Source organism: Ferrovibrio sp., assembly GCF_025869515.1.
Taxonomy (GTDB): Bacteria; Pseudomonadota; Alphaproteobacteria; order Ferrovibrionales; family Ferrovibrionaceae; genus Ferrovibrio.
The window spans coordinates 58,146-81,329 of the sequence record NZ_JAOZVR010000010.1; the positions used below are offsets into that span (position 1 = coordinate 58,146).

At 66.6% G+C, this 23,184-nt stretch carries 19 protein-coding genes; 8 read left to right on the top strand and 11 right to left on the bottom strand.

Features of this window, described 5'->3' with window-relative positions:
• The first annotated feature begins 4 nt into the window (after positions 1–4).
• Positions 5–1,957, top strand: coding sequence for an adenylate/guanylate cyclase domain-containing protein (locus OJJ21_RS01735; RefSeq protein WP_297682653.1), 1,953 nt, complete (start codon positions 5–7; stop codon positions 1,955–1,957).
• Between the two features lie 24 nt (positions 1,958–1,981).
• On the opposite strand, the gene OJJ21_RS01740 is transcribed toward OJJ21_RS01735, so the two are convergent.
• From OJJ21_RS01740 to OJJ21_RS01750, 3 genes are all read right to left on the bottom strand, one after another.
• The gene (locus OJJ21_RS01740; RefSeq protein ID WP_297682654.1) at positions 1,982–5,122 is read right to left on the bottom strand and encodes a CHAT domain-containing protein; all 3,141 of its coding nucleotides are present in this window, start codon (positions 5,120–5,122) and stop codon (positions 1,982–1,984) included.
• A gap of 97 nt (positions 5,123–5,219) precedes the next feature.
• A complete protein-coding gene (locus tag OJJ21_RS01745; protein ID WP_297682655.1) occupies positions 5,220–6,746 on the bottom strand; it encodes a hypothetical protein in 1,527 nt (508 codons plus the stop codon).
• A gap of 146 nt (positions 6,747–6,892) precedes the next feature.
• Entirely contained in the window at positions 6,893–7,417 is a 525-nt protein-coding gene (locus OJJ21_RS01750; protein ID WP_297682656.1) for an RNA methyltransferase, read from the bottom strand.
• Between the two features lie 59 nt (positions 7,418–7,476).
• On the opposite strand from OJJ21_RS01750, the gene OJJ21_RS01755 reads away from it, so the two are divergent.
• Both OJJ21_RS01755 and OJJ21_RS01760 read left to right on the top strand, forming a co-directional pair.
• Positions 7,477–8,514: an asparaginase gene (locus OJJ21_RS01755; RefSeq protein WP_297682657.1), complete on the top strand. Its 1,038-nt coding sequence runs from the start codon at positions 7,477–7,479 to the stop codon at positions 8,512–8,514.
• A 3-nt stretch (positions 8,515–8,517) separates the two neighbouring features.
• Positions 8,518–8,967, top strand: a complete 450-nt coding sequence (locus OJJ21_RS01760; RefSeq protein WP_297682658.1) for a GNAT family N-acetyltransferase — start codon at positions 8,518–8,520, stop codon at positions 8,965–8,967.
• A 13-nt stretch (positions 8,968–8,980) separates the two neighbouring features.
• Here OJJ21_RS01760 and OJJ21_RS01765 read toward each other — a convergent pair whose 3' ends face one another.
• The 4 genes from OJJ21_RS01765 to OJJ21_RS01780 all read right to left on the bottom strand — a co-directional run bounded on the left by OJJ21_RS01765 (position 8,981) and on the right by OJJ21_RS01780 (position 12,734).
• A complete protein-coding gene (locus OJJ21_RS01765; RefSeq protein ID WP_297682659.1) occupies positions 8,981–9,790 on the bottom strand; it encodes a hypothetical protein in 810 nt (269 codons plus the stop codon).
• Positions 9,787–10,197, bottom strand: coding sequence for a hypothetical protein (locus OJJ21_RS01770; protein ID WP_297682660.1), 411 nt, complete (start codon positions 10,195–10,197; stop codon positions 9,787–9,789). Before OJJ21_RS01770 ends, OJJ21_RS01765 begins: the two co-directional genes overlap by 4 nt.
• Positions 10,198–10,202: 5 nt before the next feature.
• A complete protein-coding gene (locus OJJ21_RS01775) occupies positions 10,203–11,345 on the bottom strand; it encodes a GTP-binding protein (RefSeq protein ID WP_297682661.1) in 1,143 nt (380 codons plus the stop codon).
• A 99-nt stretch (positions 11,346–11,444) separates the two neighbouring features.
• Positions 11,445–12,734, bottom strand: a complete 1,290-nt coding sequence (locus OJJ21_RS01780; RefSeq protein ID WP_297682662.1) for a nucleotide sugar dehydrogenase — start codon at positions 12,732–12,734, stop codon at positions 11,445–11,447.
• A gap of 163 nt (positions 12,735–12,897) precedes the next feature.
• On the opposite strand from OJJ21_RS01780, the gene OJJ21_RS01785 reads away from it, so the two are divergent.
• Genes OJJ21_RS01785 through OJJ21_RS01795 form a run of 3 tightly spaced genes read left to right on the top strand, consistent with a single transcriptional unit; the run spans position 12,898 to position 17,052 of the window.
• Positions 12,898–14,067 (top strand): glycosyltransferase family 4 protein, encoded by a 1,170-nt coding sequence (locus OJJ21_RS01785; protein ID WP_297682663.1) that lies wholly within the window; start codon positions 12,898–12,900, stop codon positions 14,065–14,067.
• Positions 14,064–15,071 carry a glycosyltransferase family 4 protein gene (locus OJJ21_RS01790; RefSeq protein ID WP_297682664.1) on the top strand — a complete coding sequence of 336 codons (1,008 nt, stop codon included), beginning with the start codon at positions 14,064–14,066 and terminating at the stop codon, positions 15,069–15,071. Before OJJ21_RS01785 ends, OJJ21_RS01790 begins: the two co-directional genes overlap by 4 nt.
• A 25-nt stretch (positions 15,072–15,096) precedes the next feature.
• Entirely contained in the window at positions 15,097–17,052 is a 1,956-nt protein-coding gene (locus tag OJJ21_RS01795; RefSeq protein ID WP_297682665.1) for a nucleoside-diphosphate sugar epimerase/dehydratase, read from the top strand.
• 7 nt (positions 17,053–17,059) lie between these two features.
• On the opposite strand, the gene OJJ21_RS01800 is transcribed toward OJJ21_RS01795, so the two are convergent.
• From OJJ21_RS01800 to OJJ21_RS01815, 4 genes are all read right to left on the bottom strand, one after another.
• Positions 17,060–18,037 carry a CoA ester lyase gene (locus OJJ21_RS01800; protein ID WP_297682666.1) on the bottom strand — a complete coding sequence of 326 codons (978 nt, stop codon included), beginning with the start codon at positions 18,035–18,037 and terminating at the stop codon, positions 17,060–17,062.
• Between the two features lie 95 nt (positions 18,038–18,132).
• Entirely contained in the window at positions 18,133–19,044 is a 912-nt protein-coding gene (locus OJJ21_RS01805) for a site-specific tyrosine recombinase XerD (RefSeq protein WP_297682667.1), read from the bottom strand.
• A gap of 12 nt (positions 19,045–19,056) precedes the next feature.
• Positions 19,057–20,982: a hypothetical protein gene (locus OJJ21_RS01810; protein ID WP_297682668.1), complete on the bottom strand. Its 1,926-nt coding sequence runs from the start codon at positions 20,980–20,982 to the stop codon at positions 19,057–19,059.
• A gap of 3 nt (positions 20,983–20,985) precedes the next feature.
• On the bottom strand, positions 20,986–21,126 hold the full coding sequence (locus OJJ21_RS01815; RefSeq protein WP_297682669.1) for a hypothetical protein: 141 nt from the start codon (positions 21,124–21,126) through the stop codon (positions 20,986–20,988).
• A 254-nt stretch (positions 21,127–21,380) separates the two neighbouring features.
• Here OJJ21_RS01815 and OJJ21_RS01820 point away from each other — a divergent pair, with 254 nt between their 5' ends.
• Together OJJ21_RS01820 and aroB are read left to right on the top strand one after the other, a co-directional pair.
• Entirely contained in the window at positions 21,381–22,040 is a 660-nt protein-coding gene (locus tag OJJ21_RS01820) for a shikimate kinase (RefSeq protein ID WP_297682670.1), read from the top strand.
• An 11-nt stretch (positions 22,041–22,051) separates the two neighbouring features.
• A complete protein-coding gene (gene aroB, locus OJJ21_RS01825; RefSeq protein ID WP_297682671.1) occupies positions 22,052–23,173 on the top strand; it encodes a 3-dehydroquinate synthase in 1,122 nt (373 codons plus the stop codon).
• Positions 23,174–23,184: the final 11 nt, after the last annotated feature.

Sequence of the window (23,184 nt, forward strand, 5' to 3'; positions counted from 1 at the left end):
GGCAATGACCCAGGCAATGACCCCGGCGAAACTCCGCGATCTCGCGGTTGTCGCTGCGATCGCCCTGGCTGCCGCCGCCGGTTTCGCCAGCGGTCCGGCGGCGGCATGGCTGCGCGGTCCCTCGCTCGATCTGCTGATGCCGCTGCGCCATCTGCTGTTCGCCGCGCCGGCACCGTCCAGTCATGTCGCGGTGGTGGCGATCGATGAGGAAACCTATCGTCGCCCGCCCTTCAACCAGGCGCCGCAGGCGGCCTGGCCGCCGCTGCTGGCTCCGGTGCTGGCCGCGGTCGCCGGCGAGGCGCGGGTGATCGGCTTCGACGTCGTCTATTCCACCTCGCTGGACAGTATCCAGCGCGGCTTCGAGCGCGACTTCCTGATCGCCCTGCGCAATGCCGCCCGCGCCGACAAACTGGTGCTCGGCAAGGTGCAGCATTCGGCCTATCCGATCCTGCCGCATGCGGCGCAGCAGATTGCCGTCGGCGGCGCGGCCAATATCCGCCCGCTCAATGTTTTTGAGGATATCGATGGCGTGATCCGCCGTGTGCCGCTGTCGTTTGCCGCGGCAGACGACAGCCGCGAGGCAGGTTTCGCCGCCGAACTGGCGCAGCGGGCCGGCGCCAGGGCAGCACCGCCGCTCGATGCGGCGGGTAATCTGCAGCTCAATTTCAATACTGCGCCGGGCGCGATCCCGACCTATTCGCTGGCCGACCTTCATGCCTGTGCCCAGGCCGGCAATACCGACTATTTCCGTACACATTTCGCCGGCCGCACGGTGATCTTCGCCACGGTGCTGGATGTCGAGGACCGTCGCCTGACCAGCCGCCGGCTGGTTCCTGCCGTCGACGGCGCCAGGGCGCCGCCGCGCTGCGTGCATCCGGTGATGGAACTGGCCAGCGCCGCGCGCGACAGCATTGCCGGCGTCTATATCCACGCCGCCGCGATCGACAATCTCCTGGACGGCACGGCGCTGCGCGACTGGCCGCCGCCGGCCAATATTGCGGCGGCCATTGTGCTGGCGCTGCTGAGCGCGCTGGCCGCTTTCCATCTGCCGCTGGCTTTCGGTCTGGCCGGCATCGTCGCCGGCCTGCTGCTGCTGCCGCCTGTTGCCGCAGCGCTGCTGCAGGGCGGCAGCGTGGCACCCTGGCTCAGTTTCGTGGCGGCGATGGTGGCGACGGCGGCGGCCACGGTCGCTTATCGCTTTGCCGTGGCCGATCGCGACCGGCGCCTGATCGCCCGGCTGTTCTCGCTCTATCTGCCGCCCGTGGTGGTCGAGCGTATGGTGGCGGGCGGCCGCATGCCGGAACTGGGCGGCGAGGAACGCGATGTCACGGTGCTGTTCAGCGACATCGCCGGTTTCACCGCGATTTCGGAAGCCTGCGCTCCCGCCACGCTGGTGCAGGGACTGAACACCTATTTCAGTACCATGACCGGAATCATCGAGGATCATGGCGGCTTCGTCGACAAATACATCGGCGATGCCATCGTCGCCGTCTTCGGCGCCCCGGTGGAGGACAGCCGGCATGCCGAGCGGGCCATGCGCGCTGCCCTGAAAATGCAGGCCGCCCTGCGCGGCGATCCGCAGCGCTTCTCCGTTGCCGGCCATGCCATGAAAACCCGAATCGGGCTGAATACCGGCCGTGTCCTGATCGGCAATATCGGCTCGCCGCGCCGCTTCAACTACACGGCGATGGGCGATGCGGTGAATCTGGCCTCGCGGCTGGAAGGCGCCAACAAGGCTTATGGCACCTCGATCCTGGTGAGCGAGGACACGATGGCGGCGGCAGGCGATGCCATCGTCGCGCGACGGGTCGATGTCGTGCGCGTTGTCGGTCGTGCCCAGCCGGTGCGGCTGTACGAACCGCTGGCGCCGCGCGAGACGGCGGATGCGGAACAGCTGCGCCTTGCCGCCCAGCCGGACGATCCGGCGCAGGCCGTACGGAACCTGACCGAGAAGTGAGTCGGCGCCTGCTCAGGCCCGACCTTAGCCGCCGTCGCCCATCAGCGTGTAGGGCGCCCAGAAGATCGGGTGGCTGTAGCTGAACAGCGATTTGCCGTCCTCCTGGTAGCCGGGCCCGTCGAGCAGGGCGATCATCGCCTGGCGCAGGGCTTCGGCGCGGCCGAGCTTTGCATCGGTGGCCTGGCGGCGGAACAGATCGGTGACCAGGTCGCGGGCCGAGGCCGAATGCACCGACCAGTTGGTCAGCAGCAGGGCGCGTGTGCCGGCATAGAAGAAAGCGCGACCGAGGCCGGAGGCCGCTTCGGCACCCGCCCCGGCCCCGGTGCCGGTATTGCAGGCCGAGAGCACCACCCAGTCGGCATCCAGCTTGAGGCCGAGAATCTCGTCCATGGTCAGCAGTCCGTCACCATCGACATCGGCCACCAGCGGTGCGCTGAGCGCCAGTGCCGGCTGGGTCAGGCCGTTCAGCTCGCCCGGCACCAGGCCGTGGGTGGCAAAGGCAACAACCCTGTAGCCGTCGAGCTTTGCCTGCTTGACGACCGTCTCGTTGGCATTTTTGCCGAGGTAAAGCGATTTGCCGGCATCCGCCTGCATGGCGGCGGCAACCGAGCGCAGTTCGTCGGCGGTATCGGGCAGGCGCGGCAACTGGCCCAGCTCGGCGCTGTCGGCACCGTCGATCTGCGGCGCGTTGCGGCGTTTCAGCCTGGCGCCGCGCACCGCCACCGGATCGGCGGACGCAATGCGCAGCGGCGCCTCGCTGGCCGCTTCGGCGGCCTGTTCGGCATTGAAGAAGGGATCGCCGAAACCGATCAGCGGTGCGCGTTTGGCGCTGCCGGCCGGCAGGCTGCGCAACGTCTTCAGTGCGGCGGTGGATGGCAACTGGGTCACAGCATGGCTGCGCGCCAGCCAGGGCACGGATTTGTACCCCTCGAACAACGGCGCGGCCTTCAGGTCCACGGTCGCCGGCGCGGTGGGCAGCAGGGCGAGCGGCAGCAGGCCGAGCGCGCCGTTGCTCACCACGAACAGGTTCCTGGCCGGTTTCCAGCCGGCTTCCACCGGCTGCAGCAGCGTCTGGTACAGCTCATGCGCCAGCGCCAGGTCGAAGGCGGGAATATCGCCCAGTGTCTCCGCCTGCGGCTCCAGTGCGCGCCGCAAACTGTTGACCTTCTGCTCGATGGCGGCAGCACCGACCGGGCTGGCGGCAAAGGCCACCGGCCCGTCCTTCGGCACGACCCAGACGAAGCTGTTGTCCTGCGCCAGATAGAAGGAGACCAGAGCCTCGCCCGGGCGCAGCGCGCCGCGCACGTCGTCGGGCGTCGGCGGACGCGGATCGATCAGGCTGGCATATTCGGGGAACTGCTTTTCGATCTGCTGGCGCGTCCTGGCGCGGGCATCGCGCAGCTTGTCGACCTGGGTGCGTAGGCTGAGGATCGCCTTGTCATCGCGCTGTTCGGGCGGCAGCGTCAGCAGATTGCTCAGCAGGCCGAACTGGGCGGCGATCTGCTTGAGCACATCCTGCTCGTCGCGGATCAGGGTCGCCAGGGCCGGATCGCGCACGGCAGCGCGGGCAGCCGAGGCGGAGAGGGCGCGCTGCACGCTGCGGCCGCGGGCGACATCGGCCAGCCGGAAGCTCTCGATGCCGGCATCCAGTCCGCCTGCGGCCGGCGTACCCTGCACCTTGGCCAGCAGCACGATGTAGCTCTCGACGATGGTCTGGATATAGAAATCGCGCGAGGCCGAGGTGGATTCCTCGGTATCGGCCTGGCGCGAACTGCTGAGAATGACCGGCAGCGCGGCGCGGAAGGCGGCGACCGCCTCGGCATCATGGCCGGCGGCCGCCAGCGCGACGCCGGCGACGCCACGGGCCATCGCCGTGTCGAAATGGCGCTCGCCCAGTCGCGCCGTCGTTGCCGTCAGAACGGCATTGGCCACGTCCACGCTGCGGGCACCCTGGCCGGTACGGGCGAGGGCGAGAATGCGCCCGTTGGAAATGCGGCTTCCGGCGCGGGCGGGATCGCGATTGTTCTGCAGGCCGGCGAAGACTTCATCGTAAAGCGCGGCAGCTTCCTGCCAGCGCCGCTGCAGGATCAGAATACCGGCGAGCGCCCGCTTGGTGTTGATGATCTGCGCAGCGGTGTCATCGACGCCGATCTGGTGATGGATTTCCAGCACCGTGCGCGACAGCTTCTCGGCCTCGGCATAGCGGCCCTGCTCGACCAGAACGGTGGACAGGCTGGAGACAGCCTGGGCGGTCGGGCCGAAATACTTGCCGCCGCGGCGCAGGATGTTGAGCAGGGCCTGGCGGATATCGACCTCGGCCTCGACGATGCGGCCCTGCGCCAGCTTGGTTTCGCCGAGCTTGATCAGGGTCGCATCGTTACCGGTTTCCATGCCGCCGGCCGGCGGCGGATCCTGCCAATGCTTTGCCTTCTCGATCGCATCGCGGCCATTTACCAGGCTGCTGGCAAAATGCTGCTCGGCCTCGGCGTAACGTCCGCGCGTCAGTGCCACCTGCGCCTTGCCGAGATCGATATCGGCCTGCCAGCTGGTCAGGAACATGAAGACGTTGGCGTTGCGGGTATTGGTGGCGAGGTCGGTATAGGCCGACTGCGCATAGCCGACATATTTCTCGGCTACTTCCACCCTGCCCAGTTCCATCGCGACCATTGCGGCCGAGCGATAGGCGTTGATGGCGCGGCCGCGCAGGCGCGACTTGTCCATCCGTTCGGCATATCCGGCATAAATATCGAAGGCTCCCTGCAACTGGCCGGTGTTGCGGGTCATGCTGGCCTGCAGCTGAGCTATGCGATAGCTGTCGGCGCCGACCTGTTCCGCGAGGCGCACCGCCTCGGTGGCATCCTTCAGCGCCGCCTCGAGACGGCCGATCTGGGCCGCGGCCTGGGCGCGGTCGAACAGGAAGCGGCTGCGCTGGCGCGGGTCGAGTCCCGGCGGCTCGGCGATCTCGGCCTGGGCGATCAGCTGGGCGCGTTTCGCCGGATCGGGTTTTTCCTGGTCGAGGATGGCGACGATATCGGCGATGCTGCGCGGCGGCGCGGCGAGGGCAGGCGCAGCCGGGGCAGGTGCTGCTGTCTGCGCCACGGCGGACGAAACCGCGGCAACGGCACAAACCAGTCCGACAATGAATCCCGTAACGGCGCCGCGCATGACTTTCCCCCCACCCATTCTTGGTGGACAGCATAGTCCTGTATCCGGACCCGTCAAAGCAGCTTATGCGTGTGGAGCCGGTCGCGAAGGATTGGCGTCAGACCCGCGCGCCGGCCAGCGGATCGAAATACAGCGCCACCTTCTTGGCCATCTGGGCATCGAGGCAACGGTATTTCATCGCCACGAAACCGTCTTCGGTGTAGCGCACCACATCGCCCTCGGCATCGAAGGTGATCTGCAGCTTGGGATTCTTGATTTTCACTGTCAGTTTCAGCAACTCGCCTTCCAGGAAGGTCCCGGTGATCGGGCCGAACAGCAGGCCGATCGAGCTCCAGTTCTTCAACGGAATGCGGTTGCCTTCCAGCACGACATGGTCTTCCGGACCGCATTGCGTGCGGGTGGATTTGCGCTGGTCCTGACCGATGCGCTGGATCAGCGGATCGAGAATGCCGAGAAACTGCTCGCGGCGATGATCCGACAGGCCGGCGCTGATCAGCTTCTTGCGCAGCTCCTGGGCGATCTCGGTCTTTTCCTCGGTGGAATAGGCCGGATCGACGAATTCCTTTTCCAGGTCGCGATGCTCGAACAGGTAGGCGATGTATTTGAGCAGGATGTCCTTGGGGCCCTCGCCGATGCTTTCCTCAAACAGCTTGAGGCCCTGCATCAGTTTCGGCGCCGAGAAATGTCCGGGGATCAGGCGGTTCAGCTTTTCCGCCGTCACCAGCCGCACCATGCGTTTCTCGAACAGATCGGCGGCGCCGAGCTCGATGGCGAAGTCGCGGTCCTTGGTCAGCAGCGCATAGACTTCGCGCGTGGCCGGGAATTCCTCGGCCGGCTCTTCCGACAACAGCGGGACCGAGGACATCAGCAGGCGGCGCACCAGCTGGATGACGGCCTCGCGCAGGGACGGCATCGGATGCTTGGCGGCGACCGCATGCAGCCGGTTGGCGAAGTCGGTGGCATAGGCCTCGTCGTCGGCCGCGTAGCGGTTATCCAGCAGGGCCATCAGCTGGATGATGCGCAGGCGCGCATCGCGGAATTTGCCGAGCAGTTCGGGCACCGCGGTCTTGGCCTGCAGGATTTCCGCCAGGGCTTCGTCCAGCACCGCCACCGCCGGGGCCTCGATGCCGGTATCTACCAGGGCCAGCACCCGGCCGGCCTTTTCCGTCCAGGTCTTCGACAGGTTGAGATGGTGCGCGAGCGCGCAATAGGCGATGCGGGTGCCGTAAAGCGGGTCGGAGGCGGTCAGCTGGGTCAGCAGCCGGTGCGTCAGCGGTGTCGTGGGCAGCCGTTTTTCGAAGGCCTCGACCTGGGTGATCGCCGCCGTGGTGATGGCGTAGATCTTCTTCATCTTGTCGCGCACGGCGGTATTGGTCGCCTGGGCCTGTGCGATCGCGGCTTTCTGCACCAGGGCGGCGCAGAGATTCTCGGCGCCGTTCAGCAGTTTGGCATGGCCGCTGTGGTGCAGCAGTTCGAGCGGGGTGAGGATATTTTCATCGAGATAGTCGCGGCAGACCCGGCCGATCATGGCCAGCGCGCGGCGCTCCGACAGCGCATGCGCATCCTGACACAGGACAACACCGCTGCCGACTTCTGTTACCCCGGATGGTGCACTGACGTTCATTCTCGACTTCTGTCACTTCCCCACTGCCACCCACTATGACAGGAGCCTGTGGAAAAGTGAATGGCAGGTCATTGATTCTATTAGAAATCGGCCCAAATCGGGAGGCCCGTGAAACCCCAGATTGCCGGACAGTGCCGGCGGACGTGCTAAAGGCTGCGCTTGGGATGGCGGCCGCCGGGATTGGCCGGCGCCGTGGCGGCGCGGGCCAGCGGCGACAGCGGCCGTTCGGCAAATTTCCCCAGGGTAATCAGGCGGTCGTACATCACGATGGCGCCGGCGACGCCGACATTGACGCAGAAGCTGGTCGGAATCTTGATCACATGGTCGCAGCGTGCCACCAGCGCCGGACTGAGCGAGCCCATCTCGGGTCCCAGCACATAAGCCGCACGCAGCGGGTGGCGGAAGCTCGGCAGCTCAATGGCCTCGTCCAGCAGCTCGATGCCGACCAGCTGGCAGCCGGTGGGCAGGCTCAGCTCGGCCGGCGAGTCGTAGGTATACCAGGGCAGGTTATGTGGCGTCTTGCTGGTATCGGAGCGGGCGGCGTTCACCGAATAGGTGGCGGCGATGGTAAAGACGAAGCTGCCGCCGAAGGCATGTGCCGTGCGGAACAGGTTGCCGGCATTCATCGGCTTGCTCAGGCCCTCGACACCGATTCCGAAAAAGCCGCGCATCGCCAGTTCCATTCCTTACGTGTATAAGACCACCGGATTCTGGACAGGAGTATACCGCCATGGGCAAGCCTTTCGCTCCCCTGCCGGCGCCCGGTGCGCGGCCCTTTATCGTTGAAGTGAAGCGCGGCGCGCAAGTGGAAAGCCGCCACCCGGTGATCGCCACCATCGTCGATGGCGACGGCAAGACGCTGGCGGCCTGGGGCGATCCGCAGGCCTCGATTTTCCCGCGCTCCTCCAACAAGGCGATCCAGGCCCTGCCGCTGGTCGAAAGCGGCGCCGCCGATGCCTTCTCGCTCAGCCAGAGCGAACTGGCGATGGCCTGCGCCAGCCATGGCGGCGAGCTGCGCCATACCGAAACCGCCGGCGCCTGGCTCGCCCGCATCGGCCGCAGCGCCGACGACCTGGAATGCGGTGCGCACTGGCCTTATCACGACGAAACCGCGCGGCAGATCGCCCGCGACGGCAGGGCACCGACCAACCTGCACAACAACTGCTCGGGCAAGCATTCCGGCATGGTTTCGGTCGCCACGCATCTGGGCGAGGATATCCGCGGCTATGTGAAACCCGAGCATCCGGTGCAGCGCCGCGTGACGGCGGCGATCGAGGATGTCTGCGGGGTGAAAATTCCGGCGGAGCATTTCGCCACCGATGGCTGCTCGATGCCGACCATGGCGATTCCGCTGCACAATCTGGCCTGGGGCTTTGCCCGTTTCGTCACCGGCACCGGGCTGGCGCCGGAACGCGCCAGGGCGGCCAAACGGCTGGCCGCCGCCGTGGCGGCCGAACCTTTCTTCGTGGCCGGCAGCGGCCGCTTCTGCACCGTTGTCATGCAGGCGGGCAAGGGACGCTTCATCGCCAAGACCGGCGCGGAAGGCGTCTACACGGCGGCTTCGGCCGAACTCGGTCTCGGCATCGCGCTGAAGGTGCTGGATGGCACGGCGCGCGCGGCGCAGACCGCCCTGGGCGGCCTGCTGGAATATCTGAAGCTGCTGGATGAGGCCGGCCGCGAGCAGATCCGGCCGCTGGTGGAGCAGCCGTTGAACAACTGGCGCGGCATCCATGTCGGCAGCATCGGGCTCGAACCGCCCGCTTTCTGAACGATGATCGAGATCGCCCAGGAAAATCCGGACCAGCCGGATATCATCGCGCTGCTGCAGGCCGCCGATGCCTGGTATGCGACGCTCTATCCGGCCGAGAGCAATCACCTGCTCGATGTCGCCAGCTTGCGGCAGTCTGATACCGCCTTCTATGTCGCGCGGGAAAACGGCCTGCTGCTCGGTTTCGGCGCCGTGGTGGCGCGCGCGGGCTATGCCGAGATCAAGCGCATGTATCTGGCGCCGGCGGCGCGCGGCCGCCAACACGGCCGCCGCATTCTCGAAATCCTGGAAGCTCATGCAGTGCAGGCGGGCGCAGCCTGCTTCCGGCTCGAAACCGGGATTCACCAGCCCGAAGCCATCGCGCTGTACCGCAGCACCGGCTATCGCGATATCGCGCCGTTTGGCGATTACGCGCCAGATCCGCTCAGCCTGTTCATGGAAAAACGGCTCTAGTCCCGGCGCAGGTTTAGCCCAATACCGCGCGCAGGGCGTCGTCGGCTGCCACGGCCTGGCGCACGTCGCGGCCGGCATAAGGTGCGATCAGGCGGGCGAGCGCCAGCAGCCAGGCCATGCGGCGGCGCAGCCTGCGCAGGCTTGCATGCACATCGGGGCTTGCGGCGCCCAGCAGGCGCGCAGCGAGTGCCGGCAGGCGCGGTGCTTCCGGATTACGGTCGTAACGCGTGAGGGAATACAAAAACAGCAGCAGGTCGCGTGCCTGGCGCTCATGCAGGGTCATGCGGGGAAGGTCGTGGTCCTCGAAATCGAGCAGGCCGGGACCATTCTGCGTCCAGCTGAAATTGCGGATCTGCGCGCCGCCATGCCACAGTTCTGCGCCATGCAGACGGCTCAGCAGCGTGCCGGCTTCGGCGATCAGCCGCCAGCAGTCTTCCGGCTGGCGGTCGCGCAGCGAATTCAGGCGGCTTTCCAGCGCCTCGCCGGCATCGCCCAGCACCAGCCAGTCGGCGGTGCAGGCAATCACCGGCGGCACCGGAAAACCCGCAGCTGCTATTTTGCCGATCGCCGCCGCCTCGGCGGCCAGGCCTGCGGCGCCGCCGTGGTTCTGTGCCGGCTGCAGGATCGGCAGTCCGAACAGTTTTGCGATGACCTGCTGCAGCAGCACGGCCGAGCGCAGACGCGGACGCGCCACGGTCTTGATCCACAGCCGCTGCCCGCCATAGCTGGCCGAAAATACCCGGTTCCGCGCAGTGCTCTGCAGGCTGAGGATCAGAGTCTCGAGGCCGGCATCCAGCGCCGGCATGTCAGACAGCGCGTTCATAGGCGCGGCTTCAGCCTGCCGTCCTTGCCGTAGCCGGCCGCGGTGGACTGACGCTGCCGCTGCATCTGGCGCAGCATGTCCATCATCGCGGCGGCATGCAGTTGCTCGCCGGCAATCAGCTTGGCATTTTCCTGCAGGGCGGCTTCGCAATCGGCCGCCACCGCGAGCCAGCGCTCACGTTCCACCGCGCCGGCGCTGGCGCGCTGCGGCTCCAGCGCCGCGAGGCTCTGCTTGAGGCAATCGAGATATTCTGCCTTGCGTGCGGTCAGCGTCTCGAAACTGCTGCGTTCGCCCTGGCGCAAGGCGGCGGTTTCGGCGCGCACGAGCTGCGCGAAAGTGGTTCCCAGCGCGATCAGACCGGCGATGCTGGTTGCCGGGCTGGCGGATGGGAAATCACCCATACTCATGATGCTCAGCCGCCTTGTGCCGGCGGCTCGGCCTGCTGCAGGGCCTTCAGCGTCTGTTCGATCACTTCGCGGCCGAGATCGCGGGTGATGAAGACGATGCGGCTCTGGCGGCTGTCGTCCGGCCAGGCCGGGATTGTCGCCGGCGGGTGGAACAGGTGCTGCACGCCATGGATCACCACCGGCCGATCGACGCCGGTGACATTGACCAGTCCCTTCACGCGCAGCAGGTTATCGCCGCGATAGGCCGCCAGCAGGTCGAGCCAGGTCGCCAGCGTGTTCCATTCGAAAGGTTCGTCGAAGGTAAGGCAAAAGGACTGGATCGAGGCATCGTGCCGGTTGACGTCGAGTTTGCCGTCGGTGGTTTCGAAATGCTGGTGGCCGTGATCGTCATGATGATGGTGACCATGATCGCGGCCGTGGTCATGCCCATGGTCGTGCCCATGGTCGTGATGATGGTGATCCGCGCCATAGGCCTCGGCGCGCAGCCAGTTCTGCACATCGAAACTTTTGGTAGCCGGATCGTAGAGCCCGGCATTGAACAGCTGGTTGGGTGCGATATCACCGCCGATCGCAGTGAAGACCGGCGCGCCGGGATTGAGATGCTGCAGCCGGTGGCGCAGATGCTGCACCGCCTTCTGTTCGGCCAGATCGGTCTTGGTCAGCACCAGCCGATCGGCCACGGCGGCCTGTTTCACGGCCTCGGTGTGATGATCCAGTGTGCCGCTGCCGTTGACGGCATCCACCAGCGTCACCACACTTTCCAGCCGGCAGCGTTCGGCTACCACCGGATCGCTCATCAGGGTATGCAGCACCGGTGCCGGATCGGCCAGGCCGGTGGTTTCGATCACCACGCGCTTGAATGGTTTGATCTCGCCGGCATCGCGTTTCTGGGTCAGCTCGCGGAAGGTATTCACCAGATCCCCGCGTACCGTGCAGCACAGGCAGCCCGAACTGAGCAGGATGGTGTCTTCTTTGCTCGATGCGATCAGGGCGTGATCCAGGCCGATCTCGCCGAATTCATTGACGATCACCGCCGTCTCGCCCATGTCGGGGTGACGCAGCAGGCGATTGAGCAGGGTGCTCTTGCCAGCGCCAAGAAAGCCGGTGATGACGGAAACCGGAATGCGGCTGTCGATCTGTTCGGACATCATACGCTCCTGATGGGCAGGATATTTCGGTCAGCCCAGGAAATGAAGCCTGGGCGCGAAGTCCAGTGCGATAGGCCCCCCGAACCGAAGATGTTCGCCCTAAAGCGTCCAGTATTTCAGGCCGGCAGGCAGTTTGCGGGCCCGCCACATGCCCTTCAGGTCGGCGACCAGGCCGTCGGGCTTCACCAGCCGGGCCAGTTCGGCATCGGCCAAATTGCGGTAAACCTCGTGCGGCACGGCGCCCAGCACGGCATCGAAGCCGGACAACTGATCCAGCCGTGGCGCCAGCATCAGGCCATATTCGTGCTGGGCCTCGTTGGGATCGGCCAGCGGGTCATGGATCGTGACAGTGTGCCCCTGCCGTTTCAGATGCCCGACCAGATCGGCAACCTTCGAATTGCGCAGGTCCGGTACATCTTCCTTGAAGGTCATGCCGAGCAGCAGCACGTGGCCGCCGGGCGCGATACGGGCCGAAACGGCCTGGGCCACATGGGCGCTCATACCGTCGTTGATGGCGCGGCCGGACAGGATGATGCGGGCATGATGGCCCAGTTCCTCGGCGCGATGCGCCAGATAGTAGGGGTCGACGCCGATGCAGTGGCCGCCGACCAGGCCGGGCTGGAATTTCAGGAAGTTCCACTTGGTGCCGGCAGCTTCCAGCACATCGTAGGTCGAGATGTTCATCTTGCCGAAGATCATCGCGATCTCGTTGATGAATGCGATGTTGATGTCGCGCTGGGCATTTTCGATCACCTTGGCGGCTTCCGCCGTCTTGATCGTCGGTGCCAGATGGATACCGCCCGCGGTGACCTTGCCGTAAATGCCCGCCAGCGTCGCCGCCACATCGGGCGTCTGGCCAGCCACCACCTTGGTGATCTTGTCGACGGTATGCACCTTGTCGCCGGGATTGATGCGCTCGGGCGAGTAGCCGAGGAAGAAATCCCTGCCGCAGGTCAGGCCCGATATCTGCTCCAGCAGCGGGCCGCAGATATCCTCGGTGACGCCGGGATAGACCGTGCTTTCATAGACCACAATGGCGCCGGGCGCCGGCTTGCTCTTGAGCGCCTCGCCGACGGTCCGCGACGCTGATCGCACGGGGCCGAGATCGGGCGTGTTCTTGTCGTCCACCGGCGTCGGCACGGTGACGATGTAAACCGCATGGCCCGGCAGGTCGGCCGGGTCGGCGCTGAGCTTCAGGCTGGAGCTGCGCAGAATCTCGGGTTCGATTTCCCGGGTACGATCCTCGCCCCGGCCGAGCTCGTCCACCCGGCTGCGGTCGATATCGAAGCCCAGAACCGGGAAATGCTTGGCGAGTGCGATAGCAAGCGGCAAGCCGACATAGCCAAGTCCGAGGACGGCAATCGAGGGGGGCAAGGCGGGCTTGGACACGGCAGGGCTTTCACTGGAAAACTGCTAGAGGGGGGTACCCGGCCGGCCGGTCCCTGTCAATAAGCCGACCGGGAAAGCTGCAGGCGGCAGCCGGCTAGCCCCAAGGCGGGATTAAGGAATCCAGCGGCTTGACCCGCCTCCCGCCAGCCGGTAGAGCGCGGTAATGGCCCGCCGGTTACTGATCGTCGTCCAGGAAGCTTTGTTCTTCACCACCCACCGGCTGCCCGTCGGTCGGGCGATGCAGCGTCGTGGCTGGACCGTACATGTCGCTGCGCCTGACGACCCGGCCATTGCCGCCCGGCTGAAGGCCGAGGGCTTCATCTTCCATCCTATCCCGCTGACCCGCAGCCGGCAGAATCCCCTGGCCGAACTTAAATTGCTGCTGATGCTGTTCGGCCTGTTCCTGCGGTTGCGGCCGCACCTGGCGCATCTGGTTTCCATCAAGCCGGTGGTCTGGGGCGGGCTGGCGGCCCGGCTGACCAGGGTACCGGCTGTGGTGCATGCCATCACCGGCCTGGGTTATGTCTTCATCCAGGCCCAAGACCGCAAGGATGCCAGGGCGGGCCTGCTGCGTCGCCTGATCAAATCGCTCTATCGTCTGGCGTTGGCGCATTGCAACAGCATTGCCATCTTCCAGAATCCGGACGATCTCGCCGTGTTCGAGGCCCGCCAGCTGGTGCGCCCGGGCAAGTGGGTGATGATCAGAGGCTGCGGCGTCGACATGGATGTATTCGCGGCCCGGCCGGAACCTGCCATCGATGCAGCCCATCCGCCGGTGGTGATGTTTCCGGCGCGTCTGCTGGGCGACAAGGGCGTGCGCGAATTCGTCGCCGCTGCCGAGATGCTGCATGCGGAGAATGTGAAGGCGCGTTTCGTGCTGGTCGGCCGCCGCGATCCCGACAACAAGACCGATATCGGCGCCGAACAGCTGCAGCGCTGGATCGACAGCGGTGTCGTCGAATACTGGGGCTTTGCCGATGACATGCCCGCGATGCTGTCGCGGGCGCATATCATCGTGCTGCCGTCTTATCGCGAGGGCCTGCCGCGCGGCCTGATCGAGGCCGCCGCCATCGGCCGTGCTATCGTCACCACCGATGCGCCGGGCTGCCGCGAGGTGGTGCGGCATGAGGAGAACGGCCTGCTGGTGCCGGTCGGCGACAGCAAGGCCACGGCAGCGGCGATCCGCCGTCTGCTGGCCGACGAGTCCCTGCGTCATCGTCTGGCCGTGCGCGGCCGTACCGTCGCGGTCGACGAATTCTCGGTCGAGCAGTTCGTTGTGGCAAGCCTGCAGGCTTATGACCGCGTGCTGCAGATGCAGGGTAATAGACTGTGAGCGGGTTAACGCCGGACTGGCTGCTTGCCGGTGGTATTGCGGGGATCAGCGGACTTTTGGTTTTCGCGCTGTTACCACCGCTGATCGGCTGGCTCAGGCGCCGCGCCGTGCTCGACATTCCCAACCACCGCTCCAGCCACAGCGAGATCACGCCGCGTGGCGGCGGCATCGCCGTTAGTGCCTGCATCCTGCTCGGCCTGGCGGCCTGGCTGACTCTGCGCCCCGACCCGGTGATGCCGCTGGTGCTGCTTGGCATGGCGGCATTGGCGATTGTGTCCTGGCTCGACGATCGTCGCGGCGGCCTGCCGGTCGGCATCCGGCTTGGCGCGCAGATGCTGTCGGCCGGTCTCGTGCTGGCGGTGCTGCCATCCGATTACACGGTTGCTCAGGGGCTTGTCCCTGTCTGGCTGGAGCGCGTCGTGCTGTTCCTGGCCTGGATATGGTTCACCAATCTGTTCAACTTCATGGATGGCATCAACGGCATCACCGGTATCGAGATGACGAGCATCGGTGCCGGTTATACGCTGGTCTCGCTCGCACAGAATGCCGAAGGTGTTGCGCCGGCCGGCCTCATTGTTGCTGCGGCAGCGCTGGGCTTCCTGCCATGGAACTGGGGCCGGGCAAAGGTCTTTCTCGGCGATGTCGGCAGCGTCCCGGTCGGCTATCTGCTTGGTGCGCTGCTTCTGGCGCTGGCGCTTTCGGGCGCGTGGGCCGCAGCGCTGATCCTGCCGATGTATTATTGGATCGATGCCACCTATACCCTGCTGCGCCGCCTGTTGCGCGGCGAAAAGATCTGGCAGGCCCATCGCAGCCATTTCTACCAGCAGGGCGCGCGCAAGCTCGGCAGCCATGCGGCCGTCTCCGGCCGGATTGCCGCGCTGAACCTGGTGCTGATCGCTCTGGCACTGGCCAGCACCCAGTCCTGGCAGGTTGCGCTTGCAGCCCTGGTCGTCGCCCTGGCCGCTACGGCAGGCCTTTGCAGGTATTTCGCGGAGCCGGTCTAGCGGTTAAGATAGCGGTCATCCGACCATGATCGACAAGCCGCGATTCTCCCTTCCCATCCGCCTCAACCACCGCGTCCTGCTGGTGGCGCTGCATGACATTGTCATGGCGGCGGTTTCGCTGCCGCTGGCGATCTGGCTGCGCTTCTGGATCGTCGATATCGACTGGTCGCCGCTCGAAGCCTGGCAGCCGACCCTGATTTTTGCCGGCGTGGCCGGCGTGGTGTTCCAGTATACCGGGCTCTATCGCGGCATCTGGCACTTCGCCTCCCTGCGCGACATGCTGGCGATCCTGCGCGGCAGCCTGCTGTCGCTGCTGATCTTCGTGCCAATGCTGTTCGTCTTTACCCGCCTGGCAGATTATCCGCGCAGTGCCCTGGTGATGCAGTTCTTCATCCTGATGCTGCTGCTGGCCGGACCGCGTATCCTGTATCGCAGCTGGAAGGATGGCAGTCTCGCCACCGGGCTCTGGCGCGGCGAGGACAGGCGGATTCCGGTGGTGCTGATCGGCTCCAGTCTGGCGGCCGATACTTTCATCCGCGAAATGGAACGCAGCCAGGCCTCCTATCGCGTGGTCGGCATCATCGACGATTCGGCCGGCCGGCATGGCCGCGACCTGCGCGGCATTCGCGTACTCGGTCGCCTGGACGACCTGTCGACCATTGTGTCCGGCATGCGCGAAGCCGATCGGCCGCGCCGCATCATTGTGGCCGACGATCGCCTGGGGGGACGTACCATCCGCGACCTGGTCGATGTCGCCGCGCAGCTCGGCATCAGCGTGGCGCGTCTGCCGCGTATGACGGAATTCCGCAAGGAAGGCGAGGCATCGCAGGTGCAGTCGATCGACGTCGAGGACCTGCTCGGCCGGCCACAGCGCGTGCTCGACCGTGCCGCGGTGATGCGGCTGGTCGCCGGCCGGCGCATCTTGGTCACCGGCGCCGGTGGCACCATCGGCTCCGAACTGGTGCGCCAGGTGGCGGCGCTGGAGCCCGCTGCGATCGTGCTGTTCGAACAGAGCGAGCATGCGCTGTACCAGATCGACATGGAACTGTCGGAACGTTTTCCGGCCATTCCGCGCGTGCCGGTGCTCGGCGATGTACGCGACCCGGATTCGGTGGAATCGGTTTTCGCCATGCAGCGCCCGGATATCGTGCTGCATGCCGCCGCTTACAAGCATGTGCCGCTGGTTGAGGCCAATGTCGGCGAAGGTTTGCTGACCAATGTCTGCGGCACGCAGATCGTGGCGCAGGCGAGCCAGCGCCACGATGTGGCGGTCATGGTGATGATCTCGACCGACAAGGCGGTCAACCCCACCAACGTGATGGGGGCGACCAAGCGCATTGCCGAAATGATCTGCCAGAGTCTCGATCTGGAACGTGCCGCCGGGCGCAGGAACTCCACCCAGTACGTGACCGTGCGGTTCGGCAATGTGCTGGGTTCGTCAGGCTCTGTCGTGCCGCTGTTCCAGCGCCAGCTCAGCCAGGGCGGTCCGCTGACCGTGACGCATCCGGATGTGACGCGGTTCTTCATGACCACGCGCGAGGCGGTCGAGCTGATCCTGCAGGCAGCCGCCATGCCGAGCGACATGGTGCATGCCGAAGGCAAGATCTTCGTGCTCGACATGGGCGAACCGGTGCGGATCCAGGACCTGGCGCGGCAGATGATCCGCCTGGCCGGCCGGCAGCCCGACAAGGACGTCAAGATCGTCTTCACCGGGCTGCGGCCGGGCGAGAAGCTCTACGAGGAAGTGCTGCACAGCGCCGAGGCCACGGTGCCGACGCCGCAGGAAGGCGTCATGCTGGCGGCGCCGCGCACGATCGACCGCGCCGAACTCGACCGCGCCATTGCCGGCCTGATCGCTCATGCGCAGCACCGCGACACGGCGGCGCTGATCGCGGGTATCGCCGCGCTGGTGCCGGAATTCCGGCATGCACCCAACGGTCAGGCCTCCAGCCAGGCCGCCGCACCGGCCTCGGCGGCGTAAAGACGCATCAGCCCTTCGCGATCAGTTCGGCCTGTTTGACGATGCCTTCGGCCTGGCGGATCGAGGCGATGTCGATCAGCTTGCCGTCCAGCGCCACGGCGCCCTGGCCCTTGGCCTGGGCATCCTTCATCGCTTCCAGAATCCGCTTCGCCTTGGCCACTTCCGCTTCCGGCGGCGTGTAGACTTCGTTGGCGAGCGGAATCTGCGCCGGGTGGATCGCCCACTTTCCCTCGCAGCCGAGGATGGCGGCGCGATTGGCCTGCGCGCGGTAGCCTTCGTTATCCGAGAAATCGCCGAACGGGCCGTCGATCGGGCGCAGGCCGTTGGCGCGTGCCGCCACCACCATGCGCGAAATCGCGTAATGCCACATGTCGCCCCAGAAATAGTCGCGCGGCTTGTCGCCGTCCTTGTCGGTCAGCACGCCATAGAGCGCATTCGGTCCGCCGATCGAGGTGGTGCGCGCCCGCGTCGAGGCGGCGTAATCGGCCACGCCGAAATGCAGGCTCTCCATGCGCGGCGAGGCGGCGGCGATCTCGTGGATATTCTGCATGCCCAGCGCGGTCTCGATGATCGCCTCGATGCCGATGCGCTTCCTGAAGCCCTTGGCGGTCTCGATCTGCGTCAGCAGCATGTCGACGGCATAGATATCGGCGGCGGTGCCCACCTTGGGCACCATGATCAGGTCGAGCTTGTCGCCGGCACCCTCGATCACTTCGACGACGTCGCGATACATGTAATGGGTATCGAGGCCGTTGATGCGCACCGACATGGTCTTGCGGCCCCAGTCGATGTCATGCAGGGCCTGCACGATGTTCTTGCGCGCCTGCGGCTTGTCGTCCGGCGCCACGGCGTCTTCGAGGTCGAGGAAGATCATGTCGGCGGCGGATTTGGCCGCCTTCTCGAACAGCTTCACATTGCTGCCGGGCACCGCCAGTTCGCAGCGGTTCAGCCGGGCCGGGGCGGGTGTGATGGTCTTGAAGCTCATGACGCTGGCTCTCCCATGATATGCTGCATCTGCTAACTGGCCGGGAGGGGCTTGGCAAGTATGACGTTAGGGTAAGGAAATTACCTCAGCAAATACTAAGGCTTGGCCAGCGGATGATGCTGCCGCACCAGGGCCTGCTTCCGCGCTTCCAGCACATGGGTGTAGATCTGCGTCGTGCTGATATCGGCATGGCCGAGCATCTTCTGCACCGCGCGCAGGTCGGCGCCATGGGCCAGCAGGTGGCTGGCAAAGGCATGGCGCAGCACATGCGGCGAGACTTTCGACGGGCTGATGCCGGCCGCCGCCGCCAGATCCTTGAGCAGCTGGCCGAAACGCTGCCGCGTCAGGTGGCCGCTTTCGCCGCGCGAGGGAAACAGCCAGGGCGAGGTCTTGCCGGTGATGAAATCGCCGCGCCAGCCGGCCCAGTCTTCCAGCGCCTGCCGCGCCGGCTCGCTGAGCGGCACCAGCCGTTCCTTGTTGCCCTTGCCGCGCACCACCAGGAAACGCGCATCGTCGCCGAAGGGCGGCCAGCGCAGACCCACCAGTTCGCTCACCCGCAGCCCGGTGGCATACAGCACTTCCAGCAGCGCCGTGAGCCGCGCCGATTCCGCCGGATCGTCGCGCAAGCTGCGTGCCGCGAGCAGCAGTTTGTCGACCTCGTCCTCGCTCAGCAGCTTGGGCAGCGGCCTTGCGCGCTTGGGTGCATCCAGCAGGGCGGCCGGATCGTCCTGGCGGATATTCTCCTGTACCAGGAATTTGAAGAACTGCCGCAACGCCGAAAGCCGTCGTGCCGCGGTCGCCGGCGTCATGCCTTCGTCGGCGAGGCCCTGCATGTACAGCCGCAGCATATCGGTGCCGACGCTGTCCGGGGTCTCGTTGCGGCCGGTGAGGAAACCGCTGAAATCGGCGAGGTCGGTGCGATAGGCCAGCAGTGAATTCTGCGCCAGACCGCGCTCGGCAGTGAGCATCTCGAGGAAGCTGTCGATATGTCTGGAGGCGCGCGCCATCAGCGCTGCCGTTTACAGGCCGCGCAGCAGGGCTGCATCCAGCGCGATCTGCTTCGCCTCGGCCGCCAGGCCGACATCGCGCAGTGCGCCCAGTGCGGTGGCCAGACTCTGGCCATCGACATCCAGGCTGCCATTGCCGCCCAGCATGGCCAGCGCCAGCGCCACGGTTTCGGCTTTCGCCTTGGCCGCGCTGGCACGCTGCAGGTTGCGCCACACCGCGATCGACGGCGCACCCCGCCGGTCGCCGGCGGCGGCGGCCGTCAGCAGGCTGTCCCAGCGTTCGGGTGGTACCGCGATGCCGGCGGCCTCGGCCAGTGTCAGCAACTGCGCGGCGCGATTGTTACGGTCGGCCGGCGACAGGTCGGCCTGGGCGTTGAGCCAGGCTTCGTAGCGGCTGTCGCGCCATTCGCCGTCTTCGCCGGCGATCAGCAGCAGCGGCCAGGCCTCGGCGGCGATCTCCCCGGCATTGTCGCGTTCGGGCGGCAGGGCCAACAGGATGTTGCGCCACAGCCGCGCCGCGCCGGTCTCGCCGGCGGCCAGCGCCAGACGGATCACTGCCGGTGCCGCGGCAATGCTGCCCTCGTTCGGCACCAGGTTGTTCAGCAGCGGTTTGTAAACGGCGGCCGTCGCCAGCAGCAGGTCGCGCGCCAGTGCCAGGTCATAGGCACGCTTGATCAGTTCGGCGCGCGCCTTCGGCTCGGCGGTGGCTCTGGCCGACTGGTACAGCAGCGCGGCGGCGCGCACGCTCTTGTCCTTGCCGGACGCGATGCCGGCCATCAGGCCAGCACGCTGCGCTTCCGGAATCTCGGCTGCCGCATAGGCTTCCGCCAGCAGTTCGGGCGGCAGCGCGCCATAGCTTACGGCGCGTTCCGCGGCCGTCAGGCGCAGTTCGGCATCGGCCTTGTCATAGCCGACCAGCGCCACCAGCAGGGCTGGCGAAGCGGCATCCAGCGTATCCCTGGGCAGCTGGCGGTTGGTGGCGCGCAGCATGGCGAAATGCAGCGGGCCGGCACCGGCGCCCAATGTGTCGACCTTGGCGCGGGCATCGCCGCGCAGGGCGGCCGCGAGCGCGCTGAAGGCGGCATCGTTTCCAGCTCCGGCTTCTTTCGGGCCGTCGCGCCACAGGCTGAGCGCCAGGTCGCCGCCGGCAATATCCTTGTTGCTGTAGCGGCACAGCACGGCCGCCTTCTGCCAGGTGGATGTGGCCTCCTCGCGCAGTCCGGCGGCGGCGATTTCGCAGGCTTTGGGCAGATCGTTTTTCAGCAGCGCAAGCTCGAAGGGCAGTTCACGGAAGATGGGGTCTTTCAGGTCGCGCGGCGGCGGCGAACCGAGCCGCTCGGCATCGGCCAGGCGACCGAGGCGATAGAGCTGCGTCACCCGGAGGCCGAGCAGGCTGGGTGCGGCGACATTGCCGGGCGGGACTTCGGCGACGCTGAGCAGCAGGCGGCGCTGCAGGTCGCGCAGCGCCGGGCCCGACACCGGCGCCGGCAGCACGCCGAGCGCCTGCAGGGCCTGGGCCCGGCTGGATCCCTGCCACATCGCGCTGCCCAGACCGCCATTGCTGTCGTCCAGCAGGCCGGCCGAGGAGGGGTCCGGGGCTTTCAGCGGCTGGATGACGAAATCGGGGGCTTTCTGTCCGGGGCCGGTCTCGGCGGCGGGAGTCGCCGGGGATGGGGCCAGCGGGGCGGCCTGAACCGGCTGCATCGACGGCATGACAGCCGGCGGCGGGGCCGCCATGCCGGTCGGCAGGGTGTTGCTTTGGACCGGCGGGGCCAGCTGCTGGGGTGCGGGGTCGGCTGCTGCAGGCTGTTCCTTGCCCGCCTCAGTCCTGGCCGGGGGGGTCAGCCGGATCGGCTGCGCCTGGGCAGCCAGGCAGCAGAGAACCAGGCTGCCGGCCAGCAGAAAGCCGGCCTGGCGGCGGGCTGACCGGTTCGACATGGGTTATTTCCCGAGCCGGTCGGCCGGGATGATCTTTTCGACCTTGGACCGGGGTGCGGGAATGTCCCAGCTGGCCAGGAAGGCGAAACCGCCGCCCACCACCAGCACCAGGACCAGACCCAGGATCATCGACATACGGGCCATACGGTTGCACTCCGGACTTCAGCGGCAGGACCGCAGCCGGGCTGGCTGGGGCGGGCGCGCTGGAATTATGACTCAATTGCTCTATTGTACCGGCGCTGCCAGCCCCAGGCAATCGGCGGGTGGCAAAGGCGAATCCGGCTTTCGGCCCCCGCGGCCGCAAGCCATCGGGCCGCAAACCATCCGGCCGGAAACTGCGGGGCCGCAGGCAAGGCTGTCTGGCCGCAGGCTATGGGCCAAGTATTACGGGAACAAGCGTGAGCACGACCGATACCGTTTCTGCCATGGCCGCTTCGCCCGATCGGGCCGGGTTGCCGGCGGCGGCCCCCTCGGATGTTGCCGGGGGCGACCAGGCGGCGCTGCGCAGCCTGGTGCTGGTCGGCCTGATGGGCGCGGGCAAAAGCTCGGTCGGCCGCCGTCTGGCGGCCCGTCTCGGCTTCGATTTCCTCGATGCCGATGTCGAGATCGAGAAGGCCGCCGGCGCGACCATCCCGGAAATCTTCACCGAACATGGCGAGACGGCCTTTCGCGACGGCGAGCGCAAGGTGATTGCCCGCCTGCTTGAGCAGCCGCGGATCGTGCTGGCCACCGGCGGCGGCGCCTATATGAATGCCGAGACCCGCGCCCGCATCCGCGAGCGCAGCTATTCGATCTGGATCAAGGCCGCACTCGATGTGCTGGTCAAACGCTGCGCGCGCCGTTCCAACCGTCCCCTGCTGGCCAACGGCGATCTGCGCGGCACGCTGGACCGGCTGATGCGTGAACGCTACCCGGTCTATGCCGAGGCCGATTTCACGGTGACCAGCATCGACGGTCCGCATGAGGCGGTGGTCGAACAGATTCTGCAGGCCCTGCCCGAAGCCTATCGTCAGGCCGCCGGTGGCCCGACAGCCGGCGCGCCGGCCTCCAACGAATGAGCAGCCCTGCGATGACCCGCCACAAGACCGTCCGCGTCGATCTCGATAACCGCGGCTACGACATCCTGGTCGGCGGCGGCCTGCTGGAGCAGGCCGGCGAACATATTGCGCCGCTGCTGCGCCGGCCTTTTGCCGTCATCGTCACCGACCAGAATGTGGCGGCGCGGCATCTCGACACGCTGAAACGCGCGCTGGCGCTGAAGAATATCGGCTGCGAGGCGGTGATCCTGCCGCCGGGCGAGACGCAGAAATCCTATGCCGGCTTCGAGCAACTGTGCGAAGCCCTGCTGGCGCTGAAGATCGAGCGGCGCGATCACCTGATCGCGCTGGGCGGTGGCGTGGTCGGCGATCTGGTCGGTTTTGCCGCCAGCGTGCTGCGCCGGGGCATGGATTTCATCCAGGTGCCGACCTCGCTGCTGGCGCAGGTCGACTCATCCGTGGGCGGCAAGACCGCGATCAACAGCCGCCAGGGCAAGAACCTGATCGGGGCCTTCCACCAGCCGCGTCTGGTGCTGGCGGATGTGGCGCTGCTCGACACGCTGTCGCCGCGCGAGCTGCGCGCCGGCTATGCCGAAGTGGTGAAATACGGCCTGCTCGGCGATGCCGATTTCTATGCCTGGCTCGAACTGAACGGCGCGAAGCTGCTGGCAGGCGATCTGGCTTTGCGCAGCGAAGCCGTGGCGCGCTGCTGCACGCACAAGGCGCGCATCGTTGCCGCCGACGAGCGTGAGGAAGGCGAGCGCGCCCTGCTCAATCTCGGTCACACTTTCGGCCATGCACTGGAAGCCGAAACCGGCTATTCGCAGCGCCTGCTGCATGGCGAGGGCGTCGCGGTCGGCATGGCGCTGGCTTTCCGTCTGTCGGCGCAGCTCGGGTTGTGTGCTGCCGGGCTCGCACCGCGCGTCGAGGCGCATCTGGCCGGGAGCGGCCTGCCGGCCAGGCTGGCCGATGTCGATGGCGCCAGAGCATTCACACCGCCGGTCCTGCTCGAACATATGAAGCAGGACAAGAAGGTCCGCGACGGCAAGCTGGTCTTCATCCTCGCCGAAGCGATCGGCCGCGCCGTGCAGAAAAACGACGTGCTGCCGCAGGCGGTCGAGAGACTGCTTGCTGAACAGCTCGCCGCGGCCTGACCGGCCGCCAC